We start from the raw sequence: 13,861 nt of genomic DNA on the forward strand, positions 1-13,861 counted from the left end.
TCCTCCGCCGCTCGCCCTCAGCGGTACAGGCCGCCCGTGCGGCGGCGGCGCAGCAGCAGGACGCCGCAGAAGGCCGCCGCCCCGACGAGGGCGGCGCCCGCCGCGAGCTGCGCGGTGTCGGGGGCGGTGCTGCCGCCGACACCCGTCCCCACGTGACCGGACGGCCGGCTGGGGCTGGGCGCGGTCGTGGGCCGGTGCCCGGGCGGCACGGGCGGCCTGGCGGAGCCGGGGTCGGCCGTCCCGGGCGGGGTCAGGGGTTCGGGGCGGTTGCCGGACGCCGTACCGGCCCCGGGCGGCTGGAGCGTTGCGGCCTCGTCCCCGGTCCCTGCCTCGTCCGTCTCCGGCCAGGCGGGCGCCGAGACGGCCGCCAGGTCCTCGGCGGGCTCCAGGCCGTCGAGCGGCTCCAGCTCCTCGGCGGACGGGTCCTCCGCGGACGGGTCTCCGGCCGCAGGGTCCCCGGCCGGTTCCGGGTCGGGGGCCGTCGCCGGGTCCACGGGTGCCTCGGGGCCCGCCAGCGCGGCATCGCCGCTGTCGCAGGCCGCCGTGCCGGGCGCAGCCGCATCGTCCGCTCCGCAGTCCGCCGCGCCGGGTGCGGCCGACACGGCGGCGAGCTCCGGTCTGCCGGGGCCGGCCGCATGGGCGGACGGGGCGGCGAGGCCCAGCGCGGCGGCGGTGAGGGCCGCGGCGGCGGTACCGGTCACGAGGCGGGCGGGGCAGCGCATGGGAATCCTCCGGGCAGACGGATGTGTCCTGCCTCCGAGGTAACGGGCCACCCCCGCCGTCCGCATGCTGACGCATGGTCAGCTTTCACCCGTCCGGCCCCGGGAGGCGGGCCCGTCGGCCCGGCCCGGTGCAGGTCGCGGCGGTGCCGGGGCCGTCGGGGCCGGCCGGTGCCGATCGGGTGAGCACCCCCGGCCGTCCGGTGTGATGTGCATCACATGAATGGACTCGGGGCGGCCGGGAACACGCCTCTTATCCCCCCACGGGACGGCAGCCCCCCGCCGGCCCCATGGCAACCGCCCTCTTCGGTCCACCCCCCCCGGGACCGGTGGGGGCGGTGTCATATCCCGCGTCCCTCAGGCCTGGCGTGCGTCACTCCCGTCCGTCGCGGACCAGGTGATGTCCGGCGGGCGCACCCGGGCGCAGCGGGGCTGGCCCCGGTCGTCGCTCAGCCGCAGCCGCGCGGTGAGGTGCCCGGTCCTCGCGGCGGCCTCCAGGACCTCGGGGTCGATGTCGCTCATCATCAGCTTGGCGCGCCGGAACATCGTGAAGCCGCCGGAACCGTCCACGGTGCCCCAGGACAGATAGGCGAAGCGCCCCCCGAGCCGGTTCTGGATGTACGGGCCCGACACCTCGACGCCCTCGGCGGTGGACACCGTGGTGCAGTCCAGGGTCCAGGAGGCGTGCGGGGCGTCGCCCGGATGGATGCCGAGCAGCTCGCCGGGCCGGTCCTTGCGCTGCACGCCGACGTGGATGTTGTCGAAACCGGCGAAGTCGGTGTCGGGACCGCAGGTGCGGCCCGGGAGTCCGGTGGCTTCGATATGGATCTGCATGGCCCCATGGTCCCGCATGCCGGGGAGGTCAGACCCGCTCGCGGGGGGCGTCCTCGTAGACCCGGGCGAGCAGCGTCATCAGCTCCTCGTCGACCTCGAAGGGGGTGTCGTCGATCCGGTGGACCGGTGCGATGCCCTGCGAGTTGCTGACGAACGCCGACCGGTAGGCACCCAGGTCCTCCAGCGTCACTCCGCGCCGCAGTGAGGGCCGGCCCACCCGCGCCAGACCGCTCTCCAGCAGGGCCATGGTGATGCCCGCCAGCGCCGGGGCGTCCGGCCAGACCACCGCGGTGCCGTCCCAGAAGCCGATGTTGGTGACCGCCCCTTCGGTGACCATGCCGCCGGGCGACGTCAGCAGCGCGTCGTCGAAGCCCGCCCGCCGGGCCTGCTGCCCGTAGTAGATCTGGGCGAACTCGCCGGGGCGCTTGATGTGCGGCACGGCGCGCGCGAACGGGACCGACATCAGGCTCCGGGGTGCACCGTCGGGCCGGGCGGGCTCCCGCACCGTCACCATCGTCACGGTCGCCGCGCTCTCCGGCGGCATGTAGGCGTGCACGCGGACCGACGCGTCCTGCCTCCCGGCGCCGTCGAGCGCGTGGCTGATCAGCTCGCGCACCCGCTCCCCGTCGAGGGGCGGTCCGAAGAGTTCCCGGTTCGCGGAGTCCAGCCGGTCCAGATGCAGGGCGAGGCCGCGCACCGTACGGTCTTCCACCTGCATCGCCGTGAAGTGTCCGTAGCCGGCCAGCGCCGGGATCCGCAGATCCTCCTCGGTGGCGGGCCGGCCGTCGAACTCGGCGTACACGTCGGACAGGGGAGTCGTCATGGCTGCCAGCGTAGGTGCCGGTGCGCCGGCGCTTGACCTCAATCGTGGTCGAGGTACGAGGCTGCTCGGCATGGACCTCACCACACCTGACCTTGCCCCGTCCGACGCCCCGCTCAGGGTGGCCGTCATCCTCGGCAGCAACCGCGAGGGCCGCTTCGGGCCCGTCGTCGCCGACTGGTTCCTCGGGCGGGCTGCCGGCCACCCGGACGTCGAGACCGAGCTGATCGACGTCGCCGAGACCGAACCGCCCGCCACCGGCGCCGCCCTGGCGTCCCCGCGGCTGGCCCGCGCCGACGCGTTCGTCGTGCTGACGCCCGAGTACAACCACTCCTACCCGGCCCCCCTGAAGAACCTCATCGACCGGCACTTCGCCGAATGGCAGGCCAAACCCGTCGCGTTCGTCTCGTACGGCGGAATCTCCGGCGGTCTGCGGGCCGTCGAGCACCTGCGTCAGGTCTTCGCCGAGCTGCACGCCGTCACCGTCCGCGACACCGTTTCCTTCCACAACGCCGGTGCCCTCTTCGACGACCGGGGCGTGCCCAAGGACCCGGCACGGATCGACGGGGCCGCCAAGAAGCTGCTCGACCAGCTCGTCTGGTGGGGCCGCGCCCTGCGCGAGGCCAGGGCCCGGCACCCGTACGGCGGCTGACGGAGCGGAGGCCGACAATCGGGGGGTCACGGATGCCGAGACACGAGGAGACCCGAGGAATGACCGAGCCCGCATGGCTGACGGTGCTGACCACGACGGACAGCGAGCAGAAGGCCCAGGCACTGGCCCGGGGCGCGGTCGAGGCACGGCTCGCCGCCTGCGCCCAGATCTCGGCGCCCGTCACCTCCGTGTACCGGTGGGAGGGAGCCGTCGAGTCCGGCCAGGAATGGCAGGTGCTGTTCAAGACGACGGCCCAGCGGTACGACGAGCTGGAGGCGCAGCTCCTCGCGGCACACGACTACGCGACACCGGAGATCATCGCGGTGCCCGTCGTGCGCGGCAGCGACCGCTATCTGGCCTGGGTCTCCGCGGAGACGGCGCCGGTGGCGAGCCTGTGACGGACGGCCGGCTGCCGTTCCTCGTCCACGGGACGCTGCTCCCGGGAGAGGCCGACCACGACCGGTTCCTCCGGGGCCGCACTCGCGACGAGCGGCCGGCCGTGCCGCCTGGCGCCCTCCTCTGCGAGGGCCCCGGCCATCCGTACGCCGTCGACGGCCCGGACACCGTCCACGGCACGCTGGTCACCGCGGCGCCCGGGGCCCACGGGGAACTGCTCCGGCTGCTGGACGACCTGGAGCGGTACCGGGGCCCGGACCACCCGCGCAACCTGTACGACCGGCTGGTCCGCAGCGCCCACCCCCGGTGCGGGCGGCCGACGGCACCGCGCCGGGCGGGGACGGCCGCTCCCCGGATGGGACGGACCCGGCCGGGACGGCCCGGGCCCCTCCCCGACGGGCCCGTGCGCGCCTGGGTCCACCTCGCGGCCGCCCCCGTCGTCCGCTCCCTGCGCACCGGCGGCACGCCTGTGCCGGGCGGTGACGGGCTCAGCCGGCGGCCTCCACCCGCACGGCGCACACCTTGAACTCCGGCATCCGCGACACCGGGTCCAGCGCCGGGTTGGTCAGGGAGTTGGCGCGTCCCTCGCCCGGCCAGTGGAACGGCATGAACACCGTGTCCTGCCGGATCGCCACCGTGATCCGGGCCGGTGCCACGGCCCGCCCGCGCCGTGAGGTGACCGCCACCCGCTCGCCCTCGGCCACCCCGATCCGCTCGGCGAGCCGCGGGTGCAGCTCCACGAACGGCCCCGGCGCGGCGGCGTTCAGTTCGGCGACCCGGCGGGTCTGCGCCCCCGACTGGTACTGGGACACGACCCGCCCGGTCGTGAGCACCACCGGGTACTCCGCGTCCGTCTCCTCCGCCGCGGGCCGGTGCGTGACCGGGACGAACCTGGCCCGCCCGTCGTCCGTAGCGAACCGCTCCAGGAACAGCCGGGGCGTCCCGGCGTGCCCCTCGTCGGGGCAGGGCCAGAAGACCCCGTCCTCCGCCTCGATCCGGGCGTACGTGATGCCCGCGTAGTCGGCGGGGCCGCCCGCCGAGGCCCGCCGCAGCTCGTCGAAGACCTCCTCCGGCTCTGCCGGGAATCCCTTGCCGTGCCCCAGGAGCGACGCGAGCGCGTTCAGCACCTCCAGGTCGCTGCGCACCCCGTCGGGCGGCGTGACCGCCCGCTGCCGCAGCAGCACCCGGCCCTCCAGGTTGGTCGTGGTCCCGCTCTCCTCCGCCCACTGCGTCACCGGCAGCACCACGTCGGCCAGTGCCGCCGTCTCCGACAGCACCACGTCCGCGACCGCCAGGAAGTCCAGCGACCGCAGCCGCTCCTCCACGTGCCCCGCGCGCGGCGCGGACACGACCGGATTCGACCCCATGACCAGCAGCGACCGGACATCCCGCCCCAGCGCGTCCAGCAGCTCGTACGCACTGCGCCCCGGCCCCGGCAGCGAGTCGGGGTCCACGCCCCAGACCGCGGCCACATGGCGCCGCGCCCCGGGGTCGGTGAGCTTGCGGTAGCCGGGCAGCTGGTCCGCCTTCTGGCCGTGCTCCCGGCCGCCCTGGCCGTTGCCCTGACCGGTCAGACAGCCGTAGCCGGAGAGCGGGCGGCCCGCCCGGCCGGTGGCCAGGCAGAAGTTGATCCAGGCCCCCACCGTGTCCGTGCCCTTGGCCTGCTGCTCCGGTCCCCGCGCGGTGAGCACCATCCCGCTCCCCGCGCCGCAGAACATCTCCACGGCCTCGCGCAGCTGCGGCACGGACACCCCGGTGAGGCGTTCCACCAGCTCCGGCCAGTGCGCCATCGCCCCCGCCCTGGCCCCGTCCCAGCCGCTCGTCCGGGTACGGACGAACTCCTCGTCCACCCGCCCGTCCGCCACGACCAGGTGCAGCATGCCGAGCGCGAGGGCCAGGTCCGTGCCCGGCCGGGGCGCCAGGTGCAGATCCGCCTGCTCGGCGGTCCTGGTCCGGCGCGGATCGATCACGATCAGCCGGCCGCCGTTCTCCTTCAGCTCGGTCACGTAGCGCAGTGCGGGGGGCATCGTCTCCGCGAGGTTCGATCCGACCAGGATCACGCACCCGGTCCGGGGGATGTCCTCCAGCGGGAAGGGCAGCCCTCGGTCGAGGCCGAACGCCCGCTGGTGGGCGGCGGCCGCCGACGACATGCAGAAGCGGCCGTTGTAGTCGATCTGCGAGGTGCCGAGCACCACCCGGGCGAACTTCCCGAGGGCGTACGCCTTCTCGTTGGTGAGCCCGCCGCCGCCGAACACGCCCACGGCGTCCGCCCCGTGCTCCGCCCGCGTCCCCCGCAGCCCGTCCGCGATCCGCTCCAGCGCCTCCTCCCAGCTTGCCGGTGCCAGGTCGCCGCCCGCGTCGCGCACGAGGGGACCCGTCAGCCGCGCACCCGCGGCGAGCACGGCGGGCGCGGTGCGCCCCTTGCCGCACAGGGCGCCCCGGTTGACGGGGAAATCGGTGCGCTCCACGACCTCGACCACCCCGCCGTCGGTGACCGGTCGCAGCTTCATCCCGCACTGGAGCGCGCAGTACGGGCAGTGGGTGGACGTCTCGGTGCGGGCCATGCGCCCAGCGTGCGAGGCCGGCATTACGAGCACCGGTGCGTCCGGTTACGCGCCCGGTACGCGCACCTCAGCCCGCCCCGCCCGCCGCGGTGAGGTCGCCCGTGAGCGCCTCCGTCACCCCCGGCTCCCGCGGGCCCAGGAAGTGCGGATCCGGCTCGAACACCGTGTCCAGGAGCGCCTTGCCCGCCGCGAACACCTCCCGTGCCCCGCCGTAGTACCAGGTCACATCGTGTACGTCGTCGGCGCCCACCCCGTACGCGTCGATCCCCGCGGACCGGCAGAGGGCGATCGCCCGACGTATGTGGAAGCCCTGGCTCACCAGGAGAGCCCGGTCGACCCCGAATATCCGCTTCGCCCGCACGCAGGAGTCCCAGGTGTCGAAGCCCGCGTAGTCGCTGACGATCCGTCCGTCCGGCACCCCCCGCCCGGTGAGGTAGGCCCGCATGGCGTCTGGCTCGTCGTACTCCGTGCGGCTGTTGTCCCCGGTGACGAGCACGACCCGCACCTTCCCGGTCCTGTACAGCTCGGCCGCGGTGTCCAGCCGGTGCGCGAGGTACGGCGACGGCCGCCCCTCCCACAGCCCGGCGCCGAACACGACGGCGACCTCCCGGTCCGGGGCGTCGGACGTCGTACGCACCCGGGCGTCCGCCGTGGCGTGCAGCCACGCCGCGGGTGCCAGCGCCACCGCGCATGCCAGCATCAGCGCCTGCACCAGCCGCCGCCGCCCCCGCCGGGTACGCGGCGGCCGCAGCCGCGCGGCGGCCCGCCGCCCCAGGGCTCCGAGCCGCGCGCGGCGCAGCCCCGTCGGTGTCCTCAGCCGCATGCCGCGCCCCCCGCGCTCGTACCGGTGCCTCGTGGAAGGGGACGAACGACGGGGGCGAAAGGTTCGCGGAGCCGCGCGAACGGGTGAACGGGGCGGGTGTGAACAGGTACTGACCTTGTCGTTCATCCACCGGTGCCCAACCGGGATCGGACTTGTTCGGAGTTTCCCCAGTTCACCGGACGTGCGAGAGGCTGGGCCCCGATCCTGTTTTCAGGTGGTCGGGCACGGGCGCCCGCCACGAGGACGCCGACCGGTTCTGGCAGGCATTCCTCCGCCGCTTCGGCGTGGAGCACACCTTCCGGCTCCTCAAGCAGACCCTTGGCTGGACCCGCCCGAAGCTCCGGGACTCCCAGGCCGCCGACCGCTGGACGTGGCTCGTCCTGGCCGCCCACGCCCAACTTCGGCTCGCCCACCCGCTCGCCCAGGATCTGCGCCGACCGTGGGAACGGCCGACGGAACCGAACAGGCTCACCCCCGCCCGCGTCCGCCGCGGGTTCAGGAACCTGCACGCGAAGACCGGCACACCAGCCGGTGCACCGAAACCCACACGGCCCGGCCCCGGCCGCCCGCTCGGCTCCAAGAACCGGCGGCCCGCCACTCGCTGACGTCGGACGGTCCTCGCCACCGGCGAGTCCTGCACCCGGCCACCACACCACAAGAAGGGGACCAAGCCGCGGCGAACCGGATGAACAGCAGGAACGGCAGACTGAGGCCCATGGACTCAGGACTTGCCGCGTTGCTGGGCGCCGCCGTCGGCTCCGCCACCACTCTCGGGGCCGCAATCGTCAACGGCCGTGCTCAGGCACGGTCTCAGCACGCCCAATGGAGCCGCCAGCATCGCCGCGACGCCTACGCCGGCTACCTGAGCGCTCTCCATGACCGCGACATCGCCATGGACGCCGTCCTCGACGCGCTGCGTTCGGAACAACCCGACCTGCCCGGCACCGACGAGAAGATAGGCCGCTTCATCACCCTGGCCCGCGAGGTCCACCGCGCCTGCGAACTCGTCATCCTCGAAGGGCCGGCGTCCGTCGCGGAAGTCGCGGAACGCGTCACCGTCGCCTCCAGCGACCTCTCACACGTCATGCGACGGATGGCCGAGAACGCCCACGCGGGCAACACCACCCGCAAGGCCGAAGACATCGCCCTTGCCGCCGAACGAGAGCGGACCCTCTACAAAGCAGTCAAGGACTTCCGCCTCGCGGCCCGCAGCACCATCGGCACGACCAACTGATCCAGGGACTCCGAGCCCCTCCCCCAGACCGTAGGGCGATCGAGGCGCTGTTCGGCCTGAGACGTCAAACGTCAAGCTGACACCGCGGGCCCCCCGCCGGTGAGGCAGCGGCAAACACCCGTCACCGGTGCGAAACGGCCCGGCAACGTCCGCCCGGCACCATCGGTGCATGACGGAGACGGCACCGGAACACCCTCGTGAGTCCCTGCCCCTCGACAGCACGGCGCACCTTCTGACCCGCATCACCTCGCAGCTCGGAACCCAGCTCAGCCTCGTCTCCCTGAACGGAACCCGAAGGCCCATGCACCGCATCCGCAGATCCGCCCCCACCCTGGTCGCCGTCGCACACGGCAGCCGGGACCCGCAGGCCCTGCGCACCGTCCTGGAGCTCCTGGACCGGGTACGGGAGCTGCGGCCCGGCCTCGACGTCCGGCTCGGCCACATCGAGCTGAACGAACCCCTGCTGCCGGACACCCTGGACGGCATCGGGACGGGCGACGCCGTGCTCGTGCCTCTGCTGCTCGGCCGCGGCCACCACGTCCGCCACGACCTGCCCCGCGCCGCGGCGGCCGCCGGGCACCTCCGCACCCGTGTCGCGGAGCCCCTCGGACCGCACCCGCTGCTCGTCGAGGCCCTGTACGAGCGTCTCGTCGAGGCCGGGTGGCGGGACGAGGACGGCACGCGCCGCGACGCCGGCGTCGTGCTCGCCGCCGCCGGATCGCGCGACCCCGACTCGGACGTAGACGCCCGCCGCACCGCCGCCCTGCTCGGCGAGCGTCTCGGCGGGGTGCCCGTGGTTCCCGCGTACGCCTCGGCCGCCACGCCCACCGTGCAGGCCGCCGTGCGGGCGCTCGCCGCCCGGGGCCGCCACCGTGTCGCCCTCGCCTCGTACTTCACGGCGCCCGGCCGCTTCGCGACCGTCTCGGCCGCAGCCGCACCGGGCATCGCCGCCGCACCGCTCGGCGCGCACCCGGCGGTGGCGCGCCTCCTGCTGCACCGCTACGACCGGGCCGTGGCGGGTCCCGTCCCCGCCGACGCGGCGCTGGCACACCCCCACCTCCTGGCCACCGCCTGACCCCTCCTGTCAGCCCGCCGGTCTAATGTCGGAGGCATGGACGGTACGCACGACCCCAGGGACACGCCCTACGGCACCGCTGACACCGAGCGCTGGGACACCGAGCCCGACAAACGGCCCGGCCGCACGGCGTTCCAGCGGGACCGCGCGCGGGTGCTCCACTCCGCCGCCCTGCGCAGGCTCGCCGGCAAGACCCAGGTCGTCACCCCCGGCACCCGTGGCCACGCCTGGGACGCCAGCCCCCGCACCCGGCTCACCCACTCCCTGGAGTGCGCCCAGGTCGGCCGGGAGCTCGGCGCCGCCCTCGGCTGCGACCCCGACCTCGTGGAAGCGGCCTGCCTCTCCCACGACATGGGCCACCCGCCCTTCGGGCACAACGGCGAACAGGCGCTCAACGACTTCGCGTCGGACTGCGGCGGCTTCGAGGGGAACGCCCAGTCGCTGCGCCTGCTGACCCGCCTCGAACCGAAGCGCTTCGTCCGCGATCCCCGCAGCGGGGAGCTCGTCAGCGTCGGGCTCAACCTCACCCGGGCCGCCCTGGACGCCGCCACCAAGTACCCCTGGCCCCGGGGTGCGCACCCCACGGACCCCGGCTCACCGAAGTTCGGGGTGTACGAGGACGACCTGCCGGTCTTCGCGTGGGCGCGCAAGGGCGCTCCGGAGGACCGGAAGTGCTTCGAGGCCCAGGTCATGGACTGGTCCGACGACGTCGCCTACTCCGTGCACGACTTCGAGGACGGCCTGCACGCCGGGCACATCGACCCGGGCTGTCTCTTCTCCGAGCCCGAGCGCGCGGACATCTGGGACGTCGCCGTCGGGCGGTACGTCCCCGCGGACACCGACCCCCAGGAGCTCGCCGAGGCCCTCGACCGGCTCACCGCCCAGGAGTGGTGGCCGCGCGGCTACGACGGCAGCGCGGTCTCCCAGGCCCGGCTGAAGGACGCGACGAGCCAGCTCATCGGCAGGTTCTGCCTCGCCGCCGAGGCCGCGACCCACGCGGCGTACGGGCGCGGGCGGCTCGGCCGCTACGGAGCCGAGCTGATCGTGCCGCGTGAGGTGCGCAACGAATGCGCCGTCCTCAAGGCCGTCGCGGACCGCTACGTCATGCAGCGCGCCGAGCAGGAGGTCATCCGCGCGGGCCAGCGGGTCGTCATCGCGGAGCTGGCCGCGGCCCTCACGGCCCGCGCGCCGGAGGGCCTCGAACCGCAGTTCCGGGCCCTGTACGAGGCGGCCGGCGACGACCGGGCGCGCAAGCGGGTCCTCGTCGACCAGGTCGCCGCACTCACGGACGCCTCCGCGCGCTCCCTTCACGGAACACTCACGGACGCCCGGCAGACTGGACCATGACGGGGCCACATGCCGGTGGCCGTGACCTGATCGGGGCACACCCTCTTTCGCCATCACGCTGCGTGCGGGACGCTCGCAGGTGGCGGCGCCGCGCAGCACAGTACCGAGGAGGCATCAAGTGGTCGACGCACATCGGACGTTCGTCATCATCGGCGGAGGACTCGCCGGCGCGAAGGCGGCCGAGACACTCCGGGCGGAGGGCTTCAGCGGCCGGGTGATCCTCATCGGCGACGAGCGCGAGCATCCGTACGAACGGCCTCCCCTCTCCAAGGGGTACCTGCTGGGCAAGGACGAACGGGACTCCGTCTTCGTCCACAGGACCGCCTGGTACGCGGGCGCGGACATCGAGCTCCACCTCGGCCAGGTGGTCACCTCCATCGACCGGGCCGGCCGGTCCGTGCAGCTCGGTGACAACACCGTCGTCCACTACGACAAGCTGCTGCTCGCCACCGGAGCCGAGCCCCGCCGCCTCGACGTCCCCGGCACCGACCTGGTCGGCGTCCACCACCTGCGCCGCATCGCCCACTCCGACCGGCTGCGGGGCGTCCTCGCCGCCCTCGGCCGCGACAACGGCCACCTGGTGGTCGCCGGAGCGGGGTGGATCGGCCTGGAGGTCGCCGCGGCGGCCCGCGGCTACGGCGCCGAGGTCACCGTCGTCACCCCCTCCGCGACCCCGCTGCACCACGTCGTCGGCCCGGAGGTCGGCCAGATCTTCACGGAGCTGCACGCCGAGCACGGGGTCCGCTTCCACTTCGGGGCACGCCTCACCGAGATCACCGGAGAGGACGGCCTGGTCCTCGCCGCCCGCACCGACGACGGCGAGGAGCACCCCGCCCACGACGTGCTCGCCGCGATCGGCGCGGCACCGCGCACCTCGCTCGCCGAGGCCGCCGGGCTCACCATGGCGGACCGCTCCCAGGGCGGCGGCGTCGCCGTCGACGCCTCTCTGCGCACCTCCGACCCGCACATCTACGCCGCCGGGGACATCGCCTCCGTGGACCACCCGCTCTTCGGCGCCCGGCTGCGCGTGGAGCACTGGGCGAACGCCCTGAACAGCGGACCCGCCGCCGCCAAGGCCATGCTCGGCCAGGACGTGACGTACGACCGGGTGCCGTACTTCTTCTCCGACCAGTACGACCTCGGCCTGGAGTACTCCGGCTGGGCACCGCCCGGCTCCTACGACCAGGTCGTCATCCGCGGTGACGCGGGGAAGCGTGAGTTCATCGCCTTCTGGCTGAAGGACCGCCGGGTCCTCGCCGGGATGAACGTGAATGTGTGGGACGTCACCGAGAGCATCCAGAAGCTGGTCAAGGCCGCCCGCCCGGTCGACGCGGACGCCCTGGGCGACCCCTCGGTGCCCCTGGATTCCCTGCTCTGAGCGGTGGGGCCGGCCGTCCGGGACCGGGCGGGGGCGCCGCCCGCCGCCGGGGGCCGGCCGGTCCCGGACGACCGGCCCCACCCGTAGACTTCACACGTGGCAGGCAGGATCAATGACGACGACGTGAAGGCGGTCCGGGACGCGGTCCCGATCGACGCCGTCGTGTCCGAGTACCTCCAGCTGCGCAACGCGGGCGGCGGCAACCTCAAGGGTCTCTGCCCGTTCCACGACGAGAAGTCCCCCTCCTTCCAGGTGAGCCCGGGCAAGGGTCTCTTCCACTGCTTCGGCTGCCAGGAGGGCGGCGACACGATTGCCTTCGTGATGAAGATCGATCACCTCACCTTCTCCGAGACGGTCGAGCGGCTCGCCGCCAAGGCAGGCATCACCCTCCGGTACGAGGAGGGCGGCTACAACCCCTCCCACCAGCGCGGGGAGCGCATCCGGCTGGTCGAGGCGCACAAGATCGCCGCGGACTTCTACCGCGAGCAGCTGAACGGCCCGGAAGCCGAGATCGGCCGGAAGTTCCTCGCAGCCCGCGGCTTCGACCAGGACGCCGCAGCCCACTTCGGCGTCGGCTACAGCCCCGCCGGCTGGGACCACCTCACCCGCTTCCTGCGCGGCAAGGGCTTCAGCGACAAGGAGCTCATCAGCTCCGGCCTCTCCCAGGACGGCCGCCGGGGCCCGATCGACCGCTTCCGCGGCCGGCTGATGTGGCCGATCAGCGACACCTCGGGCGAGATCGTCGGCTTCGGCGCCCGCAAGCTGCGCGACGACGACAACGGCCCGAAGTACCTCAACACCCCCGAGACCTCGATCTACAAGAAGTCCCAGGTGCTGTACGGCATCGACCTGGCCAAGAAGGACATCGCCAAGGCGAGCCGCGCCGTCGTCGTCGAGGGCTACACCGACGTCATGGCCTGCCACCTCGCCGGGGTCACCACCGCCATCGCCACCTGTGGCACGGCCTTCGGCAACGACCACATCAAGATCCTCCGACGGCTCCTCATGGACAACGGCAGCGCCCGGGTGATCTTCACCTTCGACGGTGACGCCGCAGGCCAGAAGGCCGCCCTGCGGGCCTTCGAGGACGACCAGAAGTTCGCCGCCGAGACGTACATCGCGATCGCACCGGACAACATGGACCCGTGCGACCTGCGGCTCGCCAAGGGCGACGACGCCGTACGCGACCTGGTCGAACCCCGCACCCCGCTCTTCGAGTTCGCCCTCCGCCAGATCGTCGGCCGGTACGACCTGGAGACCCCCGCCGGCCGCGCCGCGGCGCTCGACGAGGCGGGGCCCGTGGTCGCCCGCATCAAGAACAGCTCCTCGCAGCACGAGGTCGCCGTCCAGCTGGCCGGTCTGCTGGGCATCCTCGACACCCAGTTCGTCGTCAAGCGCGTCGGCCAGCTCGCCCGCTGGGCCCGGGACCGGGGCGAGCGCGGCCCCGCGCAGGGCGGGCCCCCCCGGGGCGGCCCCCCGCAGCACCAGGTCCAGGCACCGAAGGCGCCCGCGGGCCCCGCCCTCAACCTCCGCAGCCCCGCCCACCGCACCGAGCGCGAGCTGCTCAAGCTGGCCCTGCAGAAGCCCGCCCTGGTCTCGCCCGCCTTCGACGCCTACGGCGTCGACGAGTTCACCGCCCCGCCCTACGCGGCGGTCCGCCAGTGCATCGCGGAGGCGGGGGGCGCCGAGCAAGGACTGGCGGAGACCCGCGAGTACCTGGTCAACGTGCTGGACGCGGCCCCCGACAACACGGTGCGCAACCTGGTCACCGAGCTCGCCGTCGAGGTGTTCCACGGCAAGACGATCGACGAGACCTATGCGGGCATGCAGCTCGTCCAGGTCCGCCTGCGTGCCGTGGACCGCAGGATCGACGACGTCCAGGGAAGCCTCGCCCGCCTGGGCAGCAACGTCGCACCGGACCACCTGGCCGCCGCGCAGAACGAGGTCTGGGTCCTCCAGCAGTACGCCCAGTCGCTGCGCAGCCACGGCGCGGACGCCCTCTAGCCCACTCGCGCCCGG

13 protein-coding genes and 1 pseudogene are annotated in these 13,861 nt (G+C 73.9%); 9 read left to right on the forward strand and 5 right to left on the reverse strand.

Features of this window, described 5'->3' with window-relative positions; translation table 11 throughout:
- Nucleotides 1-17: 17 nt before the first annotated feature.
- The 3 genes from ACFC51_RS08120 to ACFC51_RS08130 form a co-directional block, all read right to left on the reverse strand.
- Nucleotides 18-722 carry a hypothetical protein gene (locus ACFC51_RS08120; RefSeq protein ID WP_376527570.1) on the reverse strand — a complete coding sequence of 235 codons (705 nt, stop codon included), beginning with the start codon at nucleotides 720-722 and terminating at the stop codon, nucleotides 18-20.
- Between the two features lie 354 nt (nucleotides 723-1,076).
- Nucleotides 1,077-1,553 (reverse strand): DUF5990 family protein, encoded by a 477-nt coding sequence (locus ACFC51_RS08125; protein WP_376527572.1) that lies wholly within the window; start codon nucleotides 1,551-1,553, stop codon nucleotides 1,077-1,079.
- A gap of 28 nt (nucleotides 1,554-1,581) precedes the next feature.
- The gene (locus ACFC51_RS08130) at nucleotides 1,582-2,376 is read right to left on the reverse strand and encodes an aminotransferase class IV (protein WP_376368530.1); all 795 of its coding nucleotides are present in this window, start codon (nucleotides 2,374-2,376) and stop codon (nucleotides 1,582-1,584) included.
- A gap of 70 nt (nucleotides 2,377-2,446) precedes the next feature.
- Here ACFC51_RS08130 and ACFC51_RS08135 point away from each other — a divergent pair, with 70 nt between their 5' ends.
- The 3 genes from ACFC51_RS08135 to ACFC51_RS08145 are packed head-to-tail and all read left to right on the forward strand — an operon-like array spanning nucleotide 2,447 to nucleotide 3,947.
- Nucleotides 2,447-3,025 (forward strand): NADPH-dependent FMN reductase, encoded by a 579-nt coding sequence (locus ACFC51_RS08135; RefSeq protein ID WP_376368529.1) that lies wholly within the window; start codon nucleotides 2,447-2,449, stop codon nucleotides 3,023-3,025.
- Nucleotides 3,026-3,084: 59 nt separating this feature from the next.
- Nucleotides 3,085-3,423, forward strand: a complete 339-nt coding sequence (gene cutA, locus ACFC51_RS08140; protein WP_376368528.1) for a divalent-cation tolerance protein CutA — start codon at nucleotides 3,085-3,087, stop codon at nucleotides 3,421-3,423.
- Nucleotides 3,420-3,947, forward strand: a complete 528-nt coding sequence (locus ACFC51_RS08145) for a gamma-glutamylcyclotransferase (RefSeq protein ID WP_376527575.1) — start codon at nucleotides 3,420-3,422, stop codon at nucleotides 3,945-3,947. Before cutA ends, ACFC51_RS08145 begins: the two co-directional genes overlap by 4 nt.
- Here ACFC51_RS08145 and ACFC51_RS08150 read toward each other — a convergent pair.
- Both ACFC51_RS08150 and ACFC51_RS08155 read right to left on the reverse strand, forming a co-directional pair.
- Nucleotides 3,910-5,985, reverse strand: coding sequence for a molybdopterin oxidoreductase family protein (locus ACFC51_RS08150; RefSeq protein WP_376527578.1), 2,076 nt, complete (start codon nucleotides 5,983-5,985; stop codon nucleotides 3,910-3,912). The genes ACFC51_RS08145 and ACFC51_RS08150 overlap by 38 nt on opposite strands.
- A 67-nt stretch (nucleotides 5,986-6,052) precedes the next feature.
- Entirely contained in the window at nucleotides 6,053-6,808 is a 756-nt protein-coding gene (locus ACFC51_RS08155) for a vancomycin high temperature exclusion protein (RefSeq protein ID WP_376368525.1), read from the reverse strand.
- 197 nt (nucleotides 6,809-7,005) lie between these two features.
- Here ACFC51_RS08155 and ACFC51_RS08160 point away from each other — a divergent pair.
- The 6 genes and pseudogenes from ACFC51_RS08160 to dnaG form a co-directional block, all read left to right on the forward strand.
- A pseudogene (locus tag ACFC51_RS08160) lies at nucleotides 7,006-7,497 on the forward strand (transposase); the annotation flags it as partial.
- Nucleotides 7,498-7,523: 26 nt separating this feature from the next.
- The gene (locus ACFC51_RS08165; protein ID WP_376527581.1) at nucleotides 7,524-8,042 is read left to right on the forward strand and encodes a proline dehydrogenase; all 519 of its coding nucleotides are present in this window, start codon (nucleotides 7,524-7,526) and stop codon (nucleotides 8,040-8,042) included.
- A gap of 169 nt (nucleotides 8,043-8,211) precedes the next feature.
- Nucleotides 8,212-9,117 carry a sirohydrochlorin chelatase gene (locus ACFC51_RS08170; RefSeq protein WP_376527583.1) on the forward strand — a complete coding sequence of 302 codons (906 nt, stop codon included), beginning with the start codon at nucleotides 8,212-8,214 and terminating at the stop codon, nucleotides 9,115-9,117.
- Nucleotides 9,118-9,153: 36 nt separating this feature from the next.
- Complete coding sequence (locus ACFC51_RS08175; RefSeq protein WP_376527586.1) at nucleotides 9,154-10,464, forward strand: deoxyguanosinetriphosphate triphosphohydrolase; 1,311 nt, start codon at nucleotides 9,154-9,156, stop codon at nucleotides 10,462-10,464.
- A gap of 118 nt (nucleotides 10,465-10,582) precedes the next feature.
- Nucleotides 10,583-11,842: an NAD(P)/FAD-dependent oxidoreductase gene (locus tag ACFC51_RS08180; protein ID WP_376368522.1), complete on the forward strand. Its 1,260-nt coding sequence runs from the start codon at nucleotides 10,583-10,585 to the stop codon at nucleotides 11,840-11,842.
- Nucleotides 11,843-11,938: 96 nt separating this feature from the next.
- Nucleotides 11,939-13,846, forward strand: coding sequence for a DNA primase (gene dnaG / locus ACFC51_RS08185; RefSeq protein ID WP_376368521.1), 1,908 nt, complete (start codon nucleotides 11,939-11,941; stop codon nucleotides 13,844-13,846).
- The last annotated feature ends 15 nt before the right edge of the window (nucleotides 13,847-13,861 follow it).

Source organism: Streptomyces sp. NPDC055962 (assembly GCF_042270185.1).
Classification (GTDB): Bacteria; Actinomycetota; Actinomycetes; order Streptomycetales; family Streptomycetaceae; genus Streptomyces.

Coding starts and splice junctions, on each gene's coding strand:
- ACFC51_RS08165 (WP_376527581.1), top strand. CDS start 7,524: ATGGACTCAGGACTTGCCGCGTTGCTGGGCGCCGCCGTCGGCTCCGCC.
- ACFC51_RS08150 (WP_376527578.1), bottom strand. CDS start 5,985: ATGGCCCGCACCGAGACGTCCACCCACTGCCCGTACTGCGCGCTCCAG.
- ACFC51_RS08120 (WP_376527570.1), bottom strand. CDS start 722: ATGCGCTGCCCCGCCCGCCTCGTGACCGGTACCGCCGCCGCGGCCCTC.
- ACFC51_RS08135 (WP_376368529.1), top strand. CDS start 2,447: ATGGACCTCACCACACCTGACCTTGCCCCGTCCGACGCCCCGCTCAGG.
- ACFC51_RS08170 (WP_376527583.1), top strand. CDS start 8,212: ATGACGGAGACGGCACCGGAACACCCTCGTGAGTCCCTGCCCCTCGAC.
- ACFC51_RS08155 (WP_376368525.1), bottom strand. CDS start 6,808: ATGCGGCTGAGGACACCGACGGGGCTGCGCCGCGCGCGGCTCGGAGCC.
- cutA (WP_376368528.1), top strand. CDS start 3,085: ATGACCGAGCCCGCATGGCTGACGGTGCTGACCACGACGGACAGCGAG.
- ACFC51_RS08125 (WP_376527572.1), bottom strand. CDS start 1,553: ATGCAGATCCATATCGAAGCCACCGGACTCCCGGGCCGCACCTGCGGT.
- ACFC51_RS08175 (WP_376527586.1), top strand. CDS start 9,154: ATGGACGGTACGCACGACCCCAGGGACACGCCCTACGGCACCGCTGAC.
- ACFC51_RS08130 (WP_376368530.1), bottom strand. CDS start 2,376: ATGACGACTCCCCTGTCCGACGTGTACGCCGAGTTCGACGGCCGGCCC.